The following is an 18,884-nucleotide window of genomic DNA, read 5'->3' on the forward strand; positions in this document are numbered from 1 at the left end:
AGCGGTGGGCCTCGCTTGCATGCGTCATGGCGCGACACCTCCGTGTCTAAGACAACGCACAAGCCCCGGCTGTAGTATTAGGCAATGCGCCAATGCTATCACTGAGGGCTAGGCTACACTTACAAGCTTCGGCTTATACCAAGACTTTGGTTTCCGTTCAGGTCCTGCTAACGAGCCTGTACTACATTCTTTCCTGCATGAAGCTGGGGAGAGCTTGGATGTTGCTGGTCGAGACAAAATTGAGGCCCAGCCTGATCCATGGGATTGGGGTCTCCCTGATTCAGCCAGTCTCCCGCAGTGAGTTAATCTGGCGCTTTGATGGCCGGATCGATCGGGTCTACTCCGAGGAGGAGATTACCACGTTGCCCGGGCCCATACGGCAGTTCCTGAGAACCTACTCCACCTGACATGAGTCCACGCGCCTGTGGGTGCTGTGTGGAGACAATGGGCGACACTTCAACCACTCGGACACGCCGAGCACTGTCTCGAATGCAATCTCGTTTGGCGAGGATCGCGCAGCGGCCGACCTGACGATTGGAACTGAGCTCACCTCCGACTACAGCACCATCTGCGATCACGTGCGCCAAAATGGGCGTGGTTTCTGAACCATGGGTTTGAGCGACCTTCTGCAGCACGGCCTCAACCACGTGCCAGCATTGACAGCAAACAAGGTCTGAACCGAGCTGAAGCTTCCGGAGCCGCACCTTGAACATTTTCCTGGCTGGTGGCCCTGATCAGATGCTTTGGATAATCAAGATCGAATTTCACTCGAAGCTCGACGCCCGTGAGCAGCTTGGAAAGAACCTACGTCTTTTGGCCGATACGCTTGAGGCAAGCGGCGCTTGAAGCCGCCTGATCCAGACACTTTGCCTTACGCCCTCAAGGTCGTCGCTGCCGTCCGCAGTTTAGCGGACGGCAGACACAAGACTACAATGCTCCTGCCGCTTGCATAAGCTTGCGGTCGGGATCCGACGCGACGCGGCTCTGAACGTCGAAGATCATCGTGGCGCCTGAGTTGGAGGTGTAGGCCGGCCAGTCAGGTAAGCCCTTTGCACTGGGCTTGCCATCGCGAGCAAAATTAACCCACGCCTCGCTCATCTTGTCCGAGAGGGCAAGCGCATCTGCGCCGCCGCCTGTGGCTGTCTTGACCAAGGCAGCATTCGCAAATACGTACGGGATTTCCGCGCAATGCCATGCCATTGCAACCCCATCCAGGACTGGGGACTCGAAGGTGAACATATAGCTGTAGACGGGCGCACCCGACTGCTTTGCCTTCAAGTCGAGGTCGCGGATGGAACCCGGCCGGAAGCGGGTATCGATGAAGTACGCGTCCGCGAGCCTCTTCTCTGGATAGGCCGCCTTGAATGTAGCGGCGACTGCTTCAGCCTTCTCACTGAACCGCTCGGCCAGTTTGCTGCGCGCTTTGTCATCTGACCAGCCGTTTTTGTTGTCCGAGACGAGGTCGCCGACTTTCTTAGTGATCACAGTCTCGAACTCGTTGAGCACGTTCCCGACCATAAGCGGGATATCCTTGGCCTGATTCACCCATTTCTCTCCAACCGGGTTCTCAGGAATGTAGTCGCCATCCTGGACGGGAGCCCACCGGGCATCCTTCGCGCCCTGCGCCGGAGCATCCTTGAGAGCCTTCTCGGCCGCGGCAAGGAGGGTGTAGTAATCAACATCGGCGAGCTTATCGACCTGTTCTCCGGTAAGCCCAAGGTTGGCCAGTGTCAGTTCCGCGACCTTTCGGGACGACTGCTGATCCGTCACGGAAGAAACGCGGGACCCGCTCTGAACGATGGCTTTGTGGAAAAGGCCCTTTGCCGATGGCGTGCCCATCAGGGCTCTGACCTTGTAGCCGCCACCCGACTGGCCAAAGATGGTCACATTCTGCGCATCACCACCGAACGCTTCGATGTTCTGGTTGATCCACTTCAGGGCTGCCACCATGTCGGCGACGCTGGCGTTGCCCGAGTGTTTGTATTTCTCGCCGTAGGCCGACAGGTCGAGGAAGCCGAGAACATTCAGGCGGTGGTTCAGCGTGACGACGACGACATCCCCCTTCTTGCTGAGGTTATGGCCGTCATAGGAGGTCAGCTCGATACCAGAGCCATTGGTAAAGCCTCCGCCGTGGATCCACACCATGACAGGGCGCTTCTTGCCGTCGTTGATGCCAGGCGTCCAGACGTTCAGGAACTGGCAGTCCTCGCTCATGGGCATGTACCGGTGAGGATTGAACAGCTCATCGCCAGCGACACTCCTCATCATCGGGATGAAGCAGTTCTCGCCATAGGTGACTGCGGGCCGGATCCCCTCCCACGGCTTAACCTCTGTTGGTGGCATAAAGCGCTTAGCTTGCGCATAAGGAACACCGAGGTACTGGTACACTCCATCGTCTACCGCGCCCACCAATGAGCCTGCCTTAGTCTTGACGACGGTTTCTGCAACCGAGGCACGGAATTCCGAGGCCATGGATGGACCCGCTCCCCCCGCGATCCAAGATAGCATCAGCAACGCCGCCAACGCCGCTTGTTTGAACTTTCCGTGCATTCGTTCTTGCTGATGTGAGTTTTCGAAAGTCCGAGAACATGTCATCTGTTCGTCTCCTCCGACCGTTAGGTCCCCCATTGAAGTATCTCGCAGTTTAACTGTGGCCAGTGGTTCAATAGGAGAAACCACTGCAGTATCCCCGGCAGCATGACGTTGACCGGGATGACAAGGAGCAGGCTTGGATCAACTGCTGGCCTTGACGGAGCGGGCCTTCACGCCCTGGCAGACCACGTCCTTCGAGGCCCAGCCAGCGTTAATGACCACGTCGAGGTTATCCTTCGTGATCGCAACGTGCGTGAGGAAGAACGTCGCCATGTTCTGCTTCTTTGGTCCCAGGTTTCAGGACTTGGCGCCCTGGATCCAAAAGGCGGACACTAGGAGCATACCTGAGAAACCGAATTGCCATTGCCGCCCCTCCTGATCACGGGTCAGCTTTTTTACCGTGCCCCGGACCGACCCTGACTTTATCCGGGCGACCGAAACGAACTACACTTGGGGCTTGCGAGATGATCTGACCGGACGAACATGAAGGTTCTCTGTTCGTCCTAGCTTAGCGTATAATCAGGAACAGATATTGTGCTGGCTCCTTGTTTGTAACGGATGTCGCATTCCGAAATACGAGTTTTCGCCACAAGATAATTTCGTTCAACAAACATTGTGGAACCTAAACTGAGATGCTGCCAAGGTCGTTTGGTATAACCGCTATCGGTTCTGGTCATCTTAGATTAGAGACCACAGCCAACACCTCACACATGCTTACCTTGGGCCCTCAGTCGATCATGGCGACGGAACCAGCTCAGGTCAGAGCACTCAAAATGCATGGATCTTGATGAATGCTGCCATGAGCGTTCGCTCAAGCTCCCATGTCAGCGGCATTAGGTTGGCCCTGTTCCAGGCTCGCTGGTGCCGTTGCACGAAGCGCTTGCGACTGCGCTTGATCTCACTGGGAACGTGGGCCGCTAGAGGTGCAAAGCTTCGGCGCAGTTGAACTTCTGTCCGTTTCCGGGACGGGAGGGCAGCTTCCATGGCTTCTGCTGCAGCGATATCGTCAGGGGTCGGATCTGGATGGCGTCCATAGGCATCCTGCTCAATCTGGATGAAGGCTCTGTGCTGGCTCTTACTCTCGTAAGCCAGGCACATGCTCCAGGAGATAAGCCTCAAGGGCTTCACCTCTGCCAACTTGCTCGTGTCTAAGCGAATGGCTCTGTCTTGGCATGCCCTGAGGCTCCTTACGCCCGGCTCTGATCGCTGGAGTCCTGGATCTCGGCTCCATCAAGCCATCTCTGGGCATCCTCCAGGCTGCCGAACGCGTGCTCGGTCTCTGTGAAGGGCACTGACCAATCCCGGGCGAGGAGATGAGTGATCAGCTTCTGACCGAGATTGCCTCCCGCGCCCGTGATGAGCACAGAGCGAACTCGTTTCAGGGAAGTCATGATCGAACCGACGCTCCATGATGTTCGAAGGGCACTATCGCCCTGCAGCTGCGAGCTGTTACCAGTTAGTCACCGAGCCATCCCGCCTCCTCAGGTGCGGTGCTTCCCAGAATTCGAAGCTCTGCCTCGCGATCAGCTCCTCGTTGACCTCAATCCCGAGGCCAGGCGCATCAGGGACAGAATAATGCGCCCCCACGAGCCGTGGCTGAACCGGGAAGAAATCCGAGTTGTCGAACCCGAGATGCGTTTCTGCGGGGCTCGCGCGGGTTTCGAGCCAGGAGAAGTTCGGTACGGCTGCCGAGAAATGGATGGTCGCCGCCGTGCAGATAGGTCCGAGCGGGTTATGCGGCATCATATCGACGTAATGGGTCTCGCTCCAGGCGGCGACCTTCATCGACTCCGTCAGGCCGCCGACATTGCAGACATCGAGGCGATTGTACTGGTGGATGTCGCGCTCGATATAGGGCTGGAACTGCCATTTCGAGGCGAACTCCTCGCCGATGGCGAAGGGGATGTCGGTCAGGCGGCGCAAAGCTTCATAGGAAGTCGGCGACTCGTCGCGGATTGGCTCCTCGAGGAAGTCGAGGGTGCCGGACGGCATCTTCTGGCAGAAGCTCGCGGCTTCCGCGACGCTGAGGCGGTGGTGGTAGTCGATGCCGAGAACGACATCCTCGCCCAATGCCTCGCGGGCTTTCACGCACCATTTCGCAGTCGTCGCGATATGCTCGCGTGGCTCGTAGGTATCCTTGTTCTCGTGGCCGGAGGGCGAAAGACGCATGGCCGTCCAACCGTGCTCGACCAGCATCTGTGCCTGTTCGAGCATCGCCGGACCGGGCTCAGCGAAGGTCGTCGCGAAGGTCGGAATGCGGTCGCGCTGCTTTCCGCCGAGCAATTCGTAGACGGGCACACCAAGCGCCTTGCCCTTGATGTCGTGGAGCGCAACGTCGATGGCCGAGATCGCCGCTTGCAGCACGCGGCCACCTTCGAAATACTGGCTGCGGTACATTTCCTGCCACAGGGCGCCGATCTTGAACGGATCGCGCCCGCGCAGGAACTCCGTATAATGCTCGAGCGCGCCGACGACGGCCTTCTCGCGTCCGGACAGGCCGCTCTCGCCCCAGCCGAAAATACCCTCATCCGTCTCGACCTTCACCAGAAGCTGGTTCCGGATGCCCACCTTGACGGCATAGCTCTTGATCGCGGTGATCTTCATTGTATCCTCGGATTACCAGTGCCACAGGGTGCCATCTTCGAGACGGTTCACAGGCAGATAGGCCCGCTGGTACGGGTACTTTTCAGCCAGCTTCTCATTGATATCGACGCCATGGCCGATGGCCTCGCCCGGATGCAGGTAGCCGTCGGACAGGCTCCAGGCGCTCGGGAAGACCTCAAGAATCTCCGGCAGGTAGCCGGAATACTCCTGGATGCCGAAGTTCGGGACCCACAGGTCGAGATGCAGGTTGGCCCCGAGGCAGATCGGTGACATGTCCATCGCCCCATGGCAGGCGGTGCGGACATTGTAGACACTCGCGAAATCCATGATCCGGCGAAGCGCCGTGATGCCGCCCGCGTGAACGGTCGTCATGCGGATGTAATCGATGAGCTGCTCTTCCATGAGAAGCCGCGCATCCCAGATGGTGTTGAACACCTCGCCCACGGCAAGCGGCGTTGTGGTGTGCTTGCGGATCAGCCGGAAGCCTTCCTGGTGCTCAGCGGCCACCGCATCCTCAAGCCAGAAGAGGCGTGCGAATTCGAGATCCTTCCCGAGCCGCGCGGCTTCGATTGGGGTGAGGCGGTGGTGGGTATCGTGCAGAAGCTCAACGTCCCAGCCATGGGTCTCGCGCACCGCCTTGAAGAGCTCAGGGACGTAGCGCAGGTATTTCGACGTCGACCAGGTCTCCTCGTGCGGGACGGCGTCGTCGAGAGCGTTGTTCGTCACCGATTTCGCCCCGGTGCCGTAGACGTCCGGCAGCCCGGGAATGCCGACCTGGACGCGGAGGGCCTTATAGCCCTGCTCCTTGCGTTGGCCGACGGCCTCCACCGCCTCGGCAATGTCGCAGCCCTGGGCATGGGTGTAGCACAGCACTTTCTCACGGCTTGCACCGCCGAGAAGCTGATAGAGCGGCATGTTAGCGGCCTTGGCCTTGATATCCCAGAGCGCGGTATCGATGCCGGCGATCGCCGCCATGGTCACGGGACCGCGTCGCCAATACGCGCCTCGGTAGAAATATTGCCAGATGTCCTCAATCCGGCTCGGGTCACGGCCGATCAAGAGTGGTGCGAGATGGTCCCGCAGATAGGCGACGACAGCCAACTCCCGGCCGTTCAGCGTCGCGTCGCCGACCCCGGTCAGCCCCTGGTCGGTAAAGACCTTGACCGTGACGAAGTTGCGTCCCGGCGAGCAGACGATGATTTTAACGTCAGTAATTTTCATCGATTTATCCGTTGGCTTAAGCCGTGCGGCCGGCCTTGTACCGGAACCGGTTATGGATGCGCCGATTGTGTGGATCGGGATGGGGAATGGCGGAGAGCAGCGCCCGCGTGTAGTCGTGCGCCGGTTCGTTGACGACCTGATCGGTCTCGCCCACCTCGACGATCTTGCCGCGATACATGACGGCGACGCGGTCGCACATGTAGCGGATTACCGACATGTCATGGGAGATGAAAACATAGGAGAGTCCGAGCTCGTCCTGCAGCTTCATCATCAGGTCGAGCATCTGGGAGCGCAGCGAGACGTCGAGCGCCGAGGTGGCCTCGTCGGCGACGATGAGACGGGGTTTCAGCGCGATGGCGCGGGCGATGCCGATGCGCTGCCGCTGGCCGCCGGAGAAAGCATGCGGATAACGCTCGCGCCAGGCCGGCTCCAGCCCGACCTGCTGCATCAGGTCGGCGACACGGTCGTTGAGCTCCCTGCCCTTCATCCCGGCGATTTTGAGCGGCTCGGCGATGATCTGGCCGACGGTCTTGCGCGGGCTGAGCGAGCCCACAGGATCCTGAAAGATCATCCGGACCTCGCTGCGGATTTTCTTCAGCGCGGCCTTGTCGGCGGTGCGGATGTCGACCATGTGCCCGTCCGGGCGGCGATAATCGATGGTGCCGGCCTGCGGGTCGTAGATGCGCAGCAGGCAGCGTCCCATCGTGGTCTTGCCGGAACCGGACTCGCCGACGATCCCCAGAGTCTCGCCGGGGCGGACGGTCAGCGACACGTCGTCGACCGCCTTCAGGCCCGAGGGAAAGGTGAGCGAGAGATTCCGCACGTCGAGAAGCGGTGCGGTCCCCTCTGGGATTGCCGGCCGCGCTAACCGGAGCTCCGCCTTCTTCTCCAGCCTGACGACGGAGTCAATGAGCCGATGCGTGTAGGCGTCCTGCGGCGCGTGGAAGATCTGCTCGACCGGCCCTCTCTCCATCACCTTGCCGCGATACATGACGAGGACTTCGTCGGCGATCTCGGCGACGACGCCCATGTCATGGGTGATGAAGAGCACGGCCATGCCATGGTTCTGCTGAAGCTTCTTAATGAGGTCGAGGATCTCGGCCTGCGTTGTGACGTCGAGCGCCGTCGTCGGCTCGTCGGCAATCAGCACAGAAGGATTGCAGGCGAGCGCCATGGCGATCATCACGCGCTGGCGCATGCCGCCCGAGAACTCGAAGGTGTAACGGTCGATCGCTGTTTCAGGGTGCGGGATCTCGACCTGCCGCAGGAGTTCAAGAACGCGCTCGCGCTGCTCGTGCTTGGGCGTGCCGAAGTGGATGCGCAGCGATTCCCCGATTTGCGTGCCGATGCGATGAACCGGCGAGAGCGAACTCATCGGCTCCTGGAAGATCATGGCGATCTCCTTGCCGCGCACGTCGCGGATCTCCCGGCCCCGCGGCTCGAGCTTGGCGAGGTCGGTCGTCGAGCCGTCGGCGCGCGTCAGCAGCACCGAGCCGCCCTCGATGCGGCCGGGCCTGTCAACAATCTGCAGGATCGACCGGGCGGTTACCGACTTGCCGGAACCGGATTCACCGACGACGCAGAGCGTCTTGCCGCGCTTCAGCTCGAAGGAAACGCCGTCGACCGCCTTGAAGATGCCGGTGCGAGTTGGGAAAACGGTCCGAAGCTCCCGAACTTCAAGAATCGTATCCTTCATTATGGTCATGACACCGACTCGTAGGGATCTGCGGCATCACGGAGGCCGTCGCCGAGGAAATTGAGGGAAAGAACCGAGATGACGATGGCGGTAGCCGGCGTGAAGAGTAGCCACGGCGCCTGGGCGACGGCGCGAATGTTCTGAGCCTCCTGCAGGAGCACGCCCCAGGAGACAATTGGCGGCTGCAGGCCAATGCCGAGGAAGGAGAGTGCTGTTTCGGCTAGGATCATCGAGGGGATCGCGAGCGTCAGGGTCGCGATGATGTGGCTGATGAAGGAAGGCACCAGATGGTGAAAGATGATCCCGATTTCGCTCATGCCGTCGAGGCGGGCGGCGGTCACAAAGTCCTCGTTTCTCAAAGACAGGAACTTTCCGCGCACCTCGCGCGCCAAACTCGTCCAGCCGATCAGTGAAACGATCAGCGTGATGACAAAGTAGGTGCGCAGCGGTGGCCAGCTCGTGGGGATCGCCGCCGCGAAGCCCATCCACAGCGGAATGGTCGGGATTGAACGCAGCAGTTCGATAAAGCGCTGGATCACAGTATCGATCCAGCCGCCGAAGAAGCCGGAGATGCCGCCGATGGTCACCCCGAGGATCAGGCTGACGAAGACGCCCACAAGGCCTATGGAGAGCGAAACTTTGGCCCCGTGAACGACGCGCGAGAAGATGTCGCGACCGAGGCGGTCGGCACCGAAGATGTAAATGCTGTCGCCCGGCTTTGGATTCGTGAGGCCGAAAAGCTTTGTCTGCATCGGAATGAATCCGAGAAGATAATAAGGCTGCGGCGCCGGCACGAAGAAGGATACCGGGAGGGGCTTTGTCGGGTCGGACGTGAACTCCCGGCGCATCGACTCGGTGTTCAGGGTCATCTTGAGTTGGTTGACATGCGGCTGGAACGAGCCGTTCAGCATCAGCGACAAGCCTTGGGGCGGTGCGTAGGTGAAGCGTGAGTTGGCGGTGTTGGGATCGAGCGGCGCGATGAAGTCCGCAAAGGCCGCGACGAGATACATGAACACGATCACCACGAGGCTCGCGAGCGCGATCTTGTGCTTCTTGAACTTGAGCCAGAACAGGCGCCATTGGCCGGCAACAGCCATGTCCCTGCTGTGCAGATCGAGCGTCGTTGTCGTCTCGGGCGGAAGGCTGGTGATGTCTGTCATTGGAGCCGGATCCGCGGGTCGGTGATGGCGAGCAGGATGTCCGAGATGAGCGTGCCGATGATGGTCAGCACCGAGATCAGCAGGATGAGCGAGCCGGCGAGATACATGTCCTGCGCGAGCAGCGAGCGGAGCAGCAGCGGCCCCGTGGTCGGCAGGCTCATGACGACGGACACGATGATCTCGCCCGAGATGACCGCCGGCAGGATCCAGCCGATCGTCGAGATCAGTGGGTTGAGGGCAAGGCGCACCGGATAGCGCAGCAGGAGCTCGAATTCGGACATGCCCTTGGCTCGCGCCGTGGTGACATAGGGCTTCGAGAGTTCATCGAGCAGATTGGCGCGCATGATGCGCACCAGCGCCGCGAGTGATCCGAGGCCGATGACGACGACCGGCAGCCAGACGTGCTGGGCGAAGTCGATGAGCTTGCCAAGGCTCCACGACACATCGACGTACTCGGCCGAGAACAGCCCCCCGACGCTCTGACCGAACCAGGCGGACATGATGTACATGGCCGAGAGCGCCATCAGGAAGTCCGGCACGGCCAGGAAGAAGAAGGCCAGGAAGGTCGCCGTGTAATCGGAAATCGAGTACTGCCGCACCGCCGACAGGATCCCGATCGGGATGGCGATGGCCCAGACGAAGCAGAGCGTCAGAACGGAGAGCAGCAGCGAGAAGCCGAGACGGTTCCAGATGAGCTCCGTCACGGGCTTGCCAAAATCAAAGGATATGCCGAAATCGCCGCGGGTCAGGATACCGGCAATCCACTTGTAGTACTGGAAATAGATTGGCTGATCGAGGCCGTAGCGATCGCGCATGGCGGCGACTGTGCCCGCCTCCACCGCGCCGCCCTGGCTTGCCCAGTCCGCCATCAGGGTCGTGAGATAGTCGCCTGGCGGGAGCTGGATGATGATGAAGGCTACGATGGACACGGCAAACAGTGTCGGGATTGCGAACACCATTCGCTTGGCGATGTAACGAAGCATGGGCCTGACCGTTCGATAAAATCGAAGGATTAGCCGGCGGCAGCGCGTGCCGCCGCCGGCACAGAGAGGAGCCTTCCGAGAAGCCCTACTTGGTTGACTTGTCGAAATACCACTGGGTCAGCGTCGGAGCCGGGTGCCAGAGGTTGCCGGCGATCGGAAGCCCATTGACGACGTTCTTCAGATTATTCGACACCATCATGTACTTCGGCATGGGGCGTGAGATGCCGATGTTGAGGAAGTTGTCGGCCGACAGGTTGAGGAATTCCTTCGTCCGCTCACGGCGGTCGTCGTCGGTGACGGCAGCATTGACCTTGTCGTAGGCAGCCATTAATTCTTTGATGTTCGCTGGCGGCTCTTCGCCTGTGTTGTGATTGGCATACCATTCAGCCCAGCGGACAGCGAAGAAGATGTCGGCCTTCTGGAAGGGCATGTAGCAGCGGACATCCGTATAAGCGTCCGACAGTCCACCGACGCAGTTCCAGATATAGGCATCCTGCTCGTTCGCCGCCCACATGGTGTTGAGGCGCGCGCGGTCAGTAGTACGGATCTGGATATCGATGCCGACGTCCTTGGCATATTGCTGCACCATCTGCATGATATCGGGATAGGATAGACCGAAGACATCGGCTACCATGAAGTTGATGGTGAAACGCTTGCCGGTCTCGTCGAGGCGGAAGCCTTCGGCATCCTTCTTCGGCATGATCTTGTCGAGGATTTCATTCGAGCGCTTCGGGTCGAACTCGGTGTATTGCTTCGCCTGGCGCTCGTTGAAGAGTTCGTGCTCAGGCTGGGCAGCCACCTGTGCCGGAGCGCCCTGCCCCACATAAACAAGATCGATAATTTCCTGCCGGTTGATCGCATGGCTGAGCGCGATCCGGAAATCCTTGTTCTGGAAGATCTTGCGCTTAACCGGATCAGTTGATGTCAGGTTTAGTAGGATGGCGGCATCACTCGCCGGCAGGTCCTTGACGTCGACAATACGGTAATTGCCGGTCTTCTGGCCGTCGAACAGCACCGACTTGAAGGTGGAATTGTTGATATGGCGGAACGCGAAGTCGAACTCGCCCGAGGTCATCTTGAGCGCCATCACCTGCGGGTCGTCGAGCTTGGCCCAAGTAACATTGTCAATGTAGGGGAGCTGGTTTCCGGCCGTGTCGATCTTCCAGTAATAAGGATTGCGTGTTGCCGCAACGCGCTCGCTATCGGCATAGGGTACGGTCAAGACCCAGGGATTGAGGGTCGGCAGCTCGAGGTTCTGCCAGAAGGGCGGCTGGAACGACAGCGACACCTTGGAGTTGAACAGCGCCACCCAGTCGCCGGCGGCCGGATTGGCCTTCAAGAGTGCCGGGATGCCCTCCTTGTTGTACTTCTCGTGAAACTGCTTGAGGTAATGCTTGGGATAGATGACTGGCAGATGGCCTTGGCCATAGGCGAGCTGCTGCAGGAAGAGCCCGTAGGGCGTCTCAAACTTGAACTCCACCGTCAGGTCGTCGATCTTGGTTACCTTCACCGGCTTGCCCGCCACCGTGAAGGTCGGGTTCTTGGCCGGTGACAAGGCGTTGTTCATGAACACGTCTTCGTACCAGAACATGATGTCGTCAGCCGTGAACGGCTGACCGTCGCTCCACTTCAGGCCCTTGCGGAGCTTGAATGTGTAGGTGGTCGCATCGTCTGACGCCTTGAACTCCTCGGCGAGCGACGGCATAACCTTCTTCCACTGCGGGTCCCATCGCACGAGTAACTCGTTGGCAATGGTGCGGGTCAGGTTGTACTGGTCGCCGTTGGCAAGGATCGTCGTGCGCAGGGTGCCGCCATATTTGCCCACGCCATCGACCATGGTTTCCACATAGGGCTTTTCCGGGAGGCGGTTGGCAACGGCGGGCAGCTTGCCTGCCTTCACCTGCTCATCAAGTATCGGCGCCTGCTTGTAATCCGCCGCCCAAGCAGGAGCGAACGGACCTAGGAGCATAATACTCAAAAGCCCCGTCGATGCGACAACGCCAAGCAGCTTTTGCTGGTACCTCATTGTGTTCCTCCTGTTGCCCAGCTTCCTTCGCCGGCTTCCTTTTGGGACGAGCTTATTACGGTTCTCGTCTTCGAAAGCTCTCAAATTACACATTATCTGTCAATTCGAATGTGCGAACTAAGACATATTACTCTCAGTCAGGCTCCGGAAAATGCGTCGAAAGTAAGCTCCTCAAGTACGGAACTTGGTAGACAACAGCATGCCCTTCCGTAAGAAGGACTGCGAAATAGTGTCGTTCGCGCGAGAAGTGGGCAATACAAGCGTCTTTGAGCCTTGTCTGCCGGACTTACGTTGTTGGACCATCTGATCAGCCATGAAGTCGATCTTTCAGCGGCTGTGTATGGACCTGAGTCTGTCAGTTATGTGAGCGTTGGCGCGAGGCTCTGCCTCTTCGGCAAGTTTCGCACGAGCTTCAGAGCAATTCCAGGGCGCAGCTTTATCAGCTTGGGCTGCACGAAAGGTTCAGTTTCTCGCCTTCAACGATTGGCTTCCGGTATGTCCATTTCCCCTAATTGAGACCACTGTTCCATCCAAGTGCTACCAGTCAGGTGCTTGGGCCGCTGTCGGCCCAGGTTGTAGGCAAACGCGGGTGCGAACGTGAGTACCGGTCGCCAGATGCCTCATAGAGACTCCGAGCCCGTAATGGGTGACAAAGCCGGACGACATTCGGGATAAACTCGGGCAGAAAGCAATGGCGCAGGTAGGAGACGGGTTACATTCTCCTACCGTATTGCATCTTGACCAAATCTCCCATCGTTCGTGCGGTGCAGTCTTCATGAGCTGCGCTCAAGGAGGAACCCGTTGTCACCAAAACTACCAATTTGTATAGCTGCCATCCCGTCGCCTGAGATGCGGGGGCTCTGAGAAACGGAAGCTCAAGGAACGAACATGATTCTCATCGACGTCGACACCGAGCCCTGGCGCGTCGGGGACAACGTAATTGCTCCCTTGCAGCGACACTTGAACAGGGAAGATCTCAGAGTTGTCGAACCCGAGTTGCTCCACAGGTGACGACCGACATTCCAGCCAAGCAAAGTTGGGAACTGACGCAGCCAAATGAACGCTTGCAGCTGTGCAGATCGGCCCGAGTGGATTGTGAGGCATCAGGTCGACATAGTGAGCCTCGCTCCAGCCCGCCACTTTCATGGCTTCGGTAAATCCACCAACATTACAGATATCAATTCGGTTAAACTGATGCAGGTTTCCTTCGATGTAAGGCAGAAACTGCCACTTTGAGGAAAACTCCTCGCCGACGGCGAAGGGGACGTCAGTCAACCGCCGAAGGGCTTCATACGCCGATGGGGTCTCGTCACGGATCGGCTCCTCGATGAAGTCCAGCGTGCCCGATGGCATTCTCTGGCAGAAGGCTGCCGCTTCTGCGACGCTGAGGCGATGATGGTAGTCGATGCCGAGCGCGACCTCTGTACCGACCGCCTCTCGTGCGCGTACCATCCATGGCGCTGTCTTGGCGATCGACTCGCGCGGCTCAAACCGCTCTGTTGCATGCTGGCCGGCCGGCACGAACCGGATGCACGTCCAGCCTGCATCCTGAAGCTGCTTGGCCTGCTCGATCATCTCGGGGCCGGGCTCCGCAGGGGCCGTGGCAAAGGCTGGGATCCAATCCCGCTGCTTACCACCGAGAAGCTGATACACGGGAACACCGAGCGCCTTCCCCTTGATGTCGTGCAGAGCGATATCAATCGCGCTGATCGCAGCGGAGAGAACTCGGCCCCCCTCAAAGTACTGACTGCGATAGAGTTCCTGCCAGAGCGCACCAGCCTGCATCGGATCACGGCCAATGAGGAACTCCCGGTAATGGTCGATCGCCCCCATGACGGCGCGCTCGCGACCGGAGAGACCCGACTCGCCCCACCCGTAGATCCCCTCCTCGGTTTCTACCTTAATGAGCAGTTGATTGCGCCACCCAACCAAAATAGGGAAGCAATGAATAGCCGTGATCTTCATGGTCTGACCTCGAAAATTTTATTTGTTGGAGCGGCGACGGTTCGACAGGGCATGTAAAGTGTTGGATTGGCTCGTGACTCAATGCTCTGATGGTGCGAACGACCTCGCCGGTTTACGGTTAGTCGACCGCCTATTGGTCGCCGGGGCCTCAGAGCCACGCAATCATCGGCAACGACGCGATTAAATGATCTGAGATCACTTCTGGTTAGAGGAAGGGATGTTCCGTCCGGACTGCCTCACCAGTTCAGGATCGCGCCATCCTCCGAAAGAGCTTCTCGCGCGGGGATGACCTCTGGCTCGAACGGGTGTTTGGCCGCGGCATCTTCGTCGAGTTCAACGCCTAAACCGGGAGATGTCGGCACCGCCCAGCGGCCATTTTCGAGCACGATCGGATGTTGCACGACCTCATCGTACCAGTCGACGAGGCCGCGCGCCTCCTCTTGAATGACGAAGTTCGGAGTTGCCACGGCGAAATGAAGTGCGGCAGCCCCACTGATCGGCCCCAAGGGATTGTGGGGTGCTACGCCCATGTGACCAACCTCTGCGATGGCAGCGATTTTCTTCCCCATCGTGAAACCGCCGACATGGCAGAGATCGGGCTGCACGATGCTAACCGCTTTGTGCACAGCAAGATCGAAGAATTCTCTCGGCGTGAACAGGCGCTCACCCGTTGCCAGAGGAGCTTGGACTTTAGAGGCAACTAAAGCCATAGCCTCGTTGTCGCCAGGCTGAATGGGCTCTTCCACAAAGAGAGGCCTCATCGGCGATATCGCATCGATATAGGCTACGGCAGCGCTGATGGAGCCGCACCGTCCATGGAAGTCGAACATGATGTCAATTTCGTCGCCAACCGCGAGGCGGATCCGCTCCACAAGCTTGGCGACGTGCTTCACCTCAGGGATTGGCGCATCGTAATGAGTGTAGGGAACGACGCCGAGCTTCACCGCCTTATAGCCCATGGCGACTGTTGCCTCGACGCCGGCAACATAGCTCTCGATGTCTTTCGGATTAACTTGCGCTCCGATGTTGCCACGCTGAAAATGGGTGTAGACGCGGACCCAGTCGCGGCTCTGACCGCCAAGAAGACGCCAGACAGGCACGCCCAAATCCTTAGCCGTGATATCATGGAGTGCCATCTCGATCCCGCTAATAGCCGACAGACCGATAACGCCCAAGGGCCAGAAGCTTTGCATCTGCATCTTCCGTACAAGATGCTCGATACGGCGCGGATCCTCTCCGATCACGAAGGTCTCGAGATCCTCGATGGCGCCGACCACTGCGCGGGTCTTCCACTCAAGAGTGGCTTCGCCCCAGCCATAGAGGCCCGGCTGGTCAGTCAACACCTTCACGAAGATCCAGTTGCGATGAATTGCGTGGACGATCTTCGATTCGACGCCTGTGATCTTCATCAGGGTGTCCTTTTCGGGCTGTAAGTCAGAGGTAGCAGGGGCCATCTGGCGACTGTGTGGACGGCGCTAGACAGGATTTACTTCATCGCTGCTGGAACTTTTGTGACTAGAAATGGATCACAACCTTCAGCAGTGGCATTGCCAAGAAGCATCACAACAATGGACTCTCCCTTAATGGTGGCGTGTTTGGAGCGATGGGAAGAGCCGGGTTGGACAACATGGTTGCTTGGACGGGGTTACTGTCGAGTTGTGTACCCGGCAGCCTCTAAAACAACAGGCAGTCGGCGATCGTGGCGCCGGTGTCGAGAAAGTTAGTGGGGACCCGCATCAACACTGTGAAGAACAGGGGAGACTCGACGTTTTGCCCAGGGGCGGCAATCACGCCGGAGATGCCGTACAGACCAAGCACTTCGTAGCGCATATAAGCGGCTATCACCCAAAGATCGTTGCTCGTAGAAGCTCCAGCTCCGACAGTAAGCGCCCTCCCCAATGATCGGATGTCGACCTTGCAGCGGGTGAAAAAACGGAGCGTGACCTTGGAAGCGGGAAACGCCATGCCGCCGGTGATAGCGCAGGGCACGGGGCCAATGATCAAGGCCTAGAGCAATATACAAGCGCCTCCTTAGCTGCTCGTTAAATGGAGCTTGGAAAAGTCCCCCGGGATTGCCGGCATGCATGGGTTTCCTCAGCCTAAATTATAAGATTCTTTGCCTTTGTCACTTTAACGTAGCCAGATTGTACACAAGACGTCAATCCTGTTGTGCGAACTTGCGCGAGCGCTGGCCTTTATGAGATGATCGATTTCGACGTTGGATCAGACGACCGGGCAGGTCACGTAACATAGAATCGGAAGAGTTCGGGCATGAGCGGGAGAACGGTGCGAATTGTAAACCCAGTTCAGGACGAAGAAGCGAATGACCAAGCTCGAGGTCAGAGCCTGCATGACTTGATTCGGGAGGACATTGTTGAAGGGCGTCTTGACCCGGGGGCTCGCCTCAAGACGGCGGAGCTCGCGAAGCGCTATGGCACGAGTACAAACCCCGTCCGTGAGGCCCTTCATCACCTACAAGGCGAAGGAGTTGTGATCATCTCGCCAAATAGGGGTGCGCGTGTACGCCCTATCAGTGAGGATTTTGTACGCAACATTTACGAGATCAGGGCGCTCATCGAGCCATATCTCGTCCGCTGGTTCGTCAACTATGCGACGGATCGTGAGATCGAAGCCCTCGAGATACTTCAAGGAGATATCGACGAAAACCGCAGCGACTACCAGTGGTATTGGCAAGCCAACGAGCAATTTCACAACATCATCTATGGGCGGCATTACAATCAGGAGGCTGTCGAGCTGGAATTCCGGCAGCGTAAGGTGCTGCACATCCTCACCCGCCGATTTACAATCAGCCGCGCACGTTGGCAGGCCATCACTCGAGAGCACTGGGATATCATTGAAGCAATCAAGCGCCATGATGCTGATGAAGCGGCATGCATCATGGAACAGCATGTCCGTGGGGCTTGTCAGCACCTGATCGAACAAATGCGAGCCGCCTCAGTAAACAAGGCCGTTCGTCGCCTGTGAGGTAGTGACGATACACCTTCTTCTCGGCGACTGCATGATGCTTGAACGTCGCTTTTGTGTTTATGCACCCAACATTTGCGAGCAGAAGGGCTAGTCTGAGTCTTCCAAAGCCGAAGAGTGCCCTTTGCTCCAATCAGCCTTGGTCTTTCCCTTTTGCGTCCTGGCGCGAGGCTCGCATCTTGAACATCAACGAAGGGTCTTGCAGCTTTACTGCAAGCCAGGTCCGTCCCTCACGCTTCTGTAGAGATTGCTAGAACATGAAGATTACTGCTATTCGCCCCTACCCCATCTGGGTCGGTGACCGGAATCAACTCATCGTGAAAGTCGAAACTGACAAGGGAATTTGTGGCTGGGGTGAATCTGGCCTGTCGAGCCGCGAGTTAGCTGTCATAGGCGCGATTGATCATTACCGGCAGTTTTTGGTTGGAAGGGATCCTATGCTGGTTGGAGCGCTCTGGCAGGAGATGTATCGCAGCCAGTACTTCGAAGGAGGACGCGTCCTTACCGCAGCGATGTCCGCGATTGATATAGCCCTTTACGATATCAAAGGCAAAACCTTGGGAGTACCAGTGCATCAGCTCCTGGGTGGCAAGCAAAGAACCAGCGTTCCAACCTTCGGATGTGTTCGGGCTGACAATCCAGACGCTTTGATTGCTTCTGCCCGCAAAGCCATGGAGGCAGGTTGGGACTGCCTTCGGCTCGGATGGAAATCCGACGCAGTCTCGCCTTATGAACCGCGCGCGCACATTGCTGAGACCGCGCACTGGATGATCCAGGCCAGGGATGCGCTCGGATCAGCTGTTATGCTGGGCGTCGATTACCACCACCGCCTCAGCATCGCCGAAGCCGCCTCGTTCTGTCAGAAGATGCCAAGAGGCACGTTGGACTTCCTGGAGGAGCCGATCCGCGATGAAACCCCGGAAGCGTACGAGGCCTTGCGGAAGATGACAGATATCCCCTTTGCCGTTGGCGAGGAGTTCTCCTCCAAGTGGCAGTTCCTTCCCTATATCGAGGGCGGACATACCCAGTTTGCCCGCCTCGATATTTGTAACGTGGGCGGCTTCACAGAGGCCATGAAGGTCGCCGGGTGGTGCGAGGCACATTACGTCGACATGATGCCACACAACCCTTTGGGTCCAATCTGTACAGCTGCGACCGTACATTTCTCGGCAGCTGTCGCCAATCTGTCGCATGTGGAGTGCTGGGAGACCCCCAGTGAGGACATGGCACGACAGGAGTCGCCGATTTTTACAAAGCGAATGAGACTTATAGGTTCAACATACATCGTGCCTGACGAACCCGGTCTTGGTATTGAGATCGACGAGAAAGCTTTAGAGGCCGCCGAGGCGTTTCGGTTTTCAGAAATGCCACATCTTCGGAGAAAAGACGGCTCGCATACTAATTGGTGATGAGCTCATCTCTGACTTCTCATGTGCTCGCGGTGCTCCTGAGCCTTGATCTTGAGGGCAGGCTGCCCTCACACGTGCTTTCGTCAATGCTGTGTCCGTCCCGCCACAAGCCGCTTCGTGTGCTTCGGTAGCGCTAGAGTATCCGTATTGATCAAGCGGGTTTTGAGGACCAGTTTCGCTGATCTCGCAAGAGCGCATTGGCCAGGATGATGAGCTTTCGCATGATGGCCGTCAGGGCCACTT

The 18,884-nt window shown here is 58.4% G+C and carries 14 protein-coding genes and 1 pseudogene; 3 read left to right on the forward strand and 12 right to left on the reverse strand.

From position 1 onward, the window contains the following. Nucleotides 1-705 precede the first annotated feature (705 nt). A complete protein-coding gene (locus tag JKG68_RS25885; RefSeq protein WP_202064529.1) occupies nt 706-846 on the forward strand; it encodes a hypothetical protein in 141 nt (46 codons plus the stop codon). Nucleotides 847-927: 81 nt separating this feature from the next. On the opposite strand, the gene JKG68_RS25890 is transcribed toward JKG68_RS25885, so the two are convergent. The 12 genes and pseudogenes from JKG68_RS25890 to JKG68_RS25945 all read right to left on the reverse strand — a co-directional run bounded on the left by JKG68_RS25890 (nt 928) and on the right by JKG68_RS25945 (nt 16,251). Next, on the reverse strand, nt 928-2,550 hold the full coding sequence (locus JKG68_RS25890) for a carboxylesterase/lipase family protein (protein WP_202064530.1): 1,623 nt from the start codon (nt 2,548-2,550) through the stop codon (nt 928-930). Between the two features lie 183 nt (nt 2,551-2,733). Beyond that, a pseudogene (locus tag JKG68_RS25895) lies at nt 2,734-2,883 on the reverse strand (D-xylose ABC transporter substrate-binding protein); the annotation flags it as partial. 896 nt (nt 2,884-3,779) lie between these two features. Next, a complete protein-coding gene (locus JKG68_RS25900; protein WP_202064531.1) occupies nt 3,780-3,983 on the reverse strand; it encodes a Rossmann-fold NAD(P)-binding domain-containing protein in 204 nt (67 codons plus the stop codon). Nucleotides 3,984-4,041: 58 nt separating this feature from the next. After that, nucleotides 4,042-5,196 (reverse strand): mandelate racemase/muconate lactonizing enzyme family protein, encoded by a 1,155-nt coding sequence (locus JKG68_RS25905; RefSeq protein ID WP_202064532.1) that lies wholly within the window; start codon nt 5,194-5,196, stop codon nt 4,042-4,044. Between the two features lie 12 nt (nt 5,197-5,208). Continuing rightward, nucleotides 5,209-6,417: a D-mannonate dehydratase ManD gene (manD, locus tag JKG68_RS25910; protein ID WP_202064533.1), complete on the reverse strand. Its 1,209-nt coding sequence runs from the start codon at nt 6,415-6,417 to the stop codon at nt 5,209-5,211. A gap of 16 nt (nt 6,418-6,433) precedes the next feature. Continuing rightward, entirely contained in the window at nt 6,434-8,122 is a 1,689-nt protein-coding gene (locus tag JKG68_RS25915; RefSeq protein WP_202064534.1) for an ABC transporter ATP-binding protein, read from the reverse strand. Next, the gene (locus JKG68_RS25920; protein ID WP_202064536.1) at nt 8,119-9,273 is read right to left on the reverse strand and encodes an ABC transporter permease; all 1,155 of its coding nucleotides are present in this window, start codon (nt 9,271-9,273) and stop codon (nt 8,119-8,121) included. The genes JKG68_RS25915 and JKG68_RS25920 overlap by 4 nt, the downstream gene beginning before the upstream one ends. Further along, nucleotides 9,270-10,256, reverse strand: coding sequence for an ABC transporter permease (locus tag JKG68_RS25925; RefSeq protein ID WP_202064538.1), 987 nt, complete (start codon nt 10,254-10,256; stop codon nt 9,270-9,272). Before JKG68_RS25925 ends, JKG68_RS25920 begins: the two co-directional genes overlap by 4 nt. Before the next feature lie 85 nt (nt 10,257-10,341). After that, nucleotides 10,342-12,282, reverse strand: coding sequence for an ABC transporter substrate-binding protein (locus JKG68_RS25930; protein WP_202064540.1), 1,941 nt, complete (start codon nt 12,280-12,282; stop codon nt 10,342-10,344). An 813-nt stretch (nt 12,283-13,095) separates the two neighbouring features. Next, nucleotides 13,096-14,247, reverse strand: coding sequence for a mandelate racemase/muconate lactonizing enzyme family protein (locus tag JKG68_RS25935; RefSeq protein ID WP_202064542.1), 1,152 nt, complete (start codon nt 14,245-14,247; stop codon nt 13,096-13,098). A 236-nt stretch (nt 14,248-14,483) separates the two neighbouring features. Beyond that, nucleotides 14,484-15,656: an enolase C-terminal domain-like protein gene (locus JKG68_RS25940; RefSeq protein WP_202064543.1), complete on the reverse strand. Its 1,173-nt coding sequence runs from the start codon at nt 15,654-15,656 to the stop codon at nt 14,484-14,486. Between the two features lie 265 nt (nt 15,657-15,921). Continuing rightward, the gene (locus tag JKG68_RS25945) at nt 15,922-16,251 is read right to left on the reverse strand and encodes a hypothetical protein (protein ID WP_202064545.1); all 330 of its coding nucleotides are present in this window, start codon (nt 16,249-16,251) and stop codon (nt 15,922-15,924) included. A gap of 267 nt (nt 16,252-16,518) precedes the next feature. On the opposite strand from JKG68_RS25945, the gene JKG68_RS25950 reads away from it, so the two are divergent. Continuing rightward, a complete protein-coding gene (locus tag JKG68_RS25950; RefSeq protein ID WP_202064547.1) occupies nt 16,519-17,232 on the forward strand; it encodes a GntR family transcriptional regulator in 714 nt (237 codons plus the stop codon). A 257-nt stretch (nt 17,233-17,489) separates the two neighbouring features. Then, a complete protein-coding gene (locus tag JKG68_RS25955; protein ID WP_202064549.1) occupies nt 17,490-18,641 on the forward strand; it encodes a mandelate racemase/muconate lactonizing enzyme family protein in 1,152 nt (383 codons plus the stop codon). Nucleotides 18,642-18,884 lie beyond the last annotated feature (243 nt).

Source organism: Microvirga aerilata, assembly GCF_016743775.1.
GTDB classification, from domain to species: Bacteria; Pseudomonadota; Alphaproteobacteria; order Rhizobiales; family Beijerinckiaceae; genus Microvirga; species Microvirga aerilata.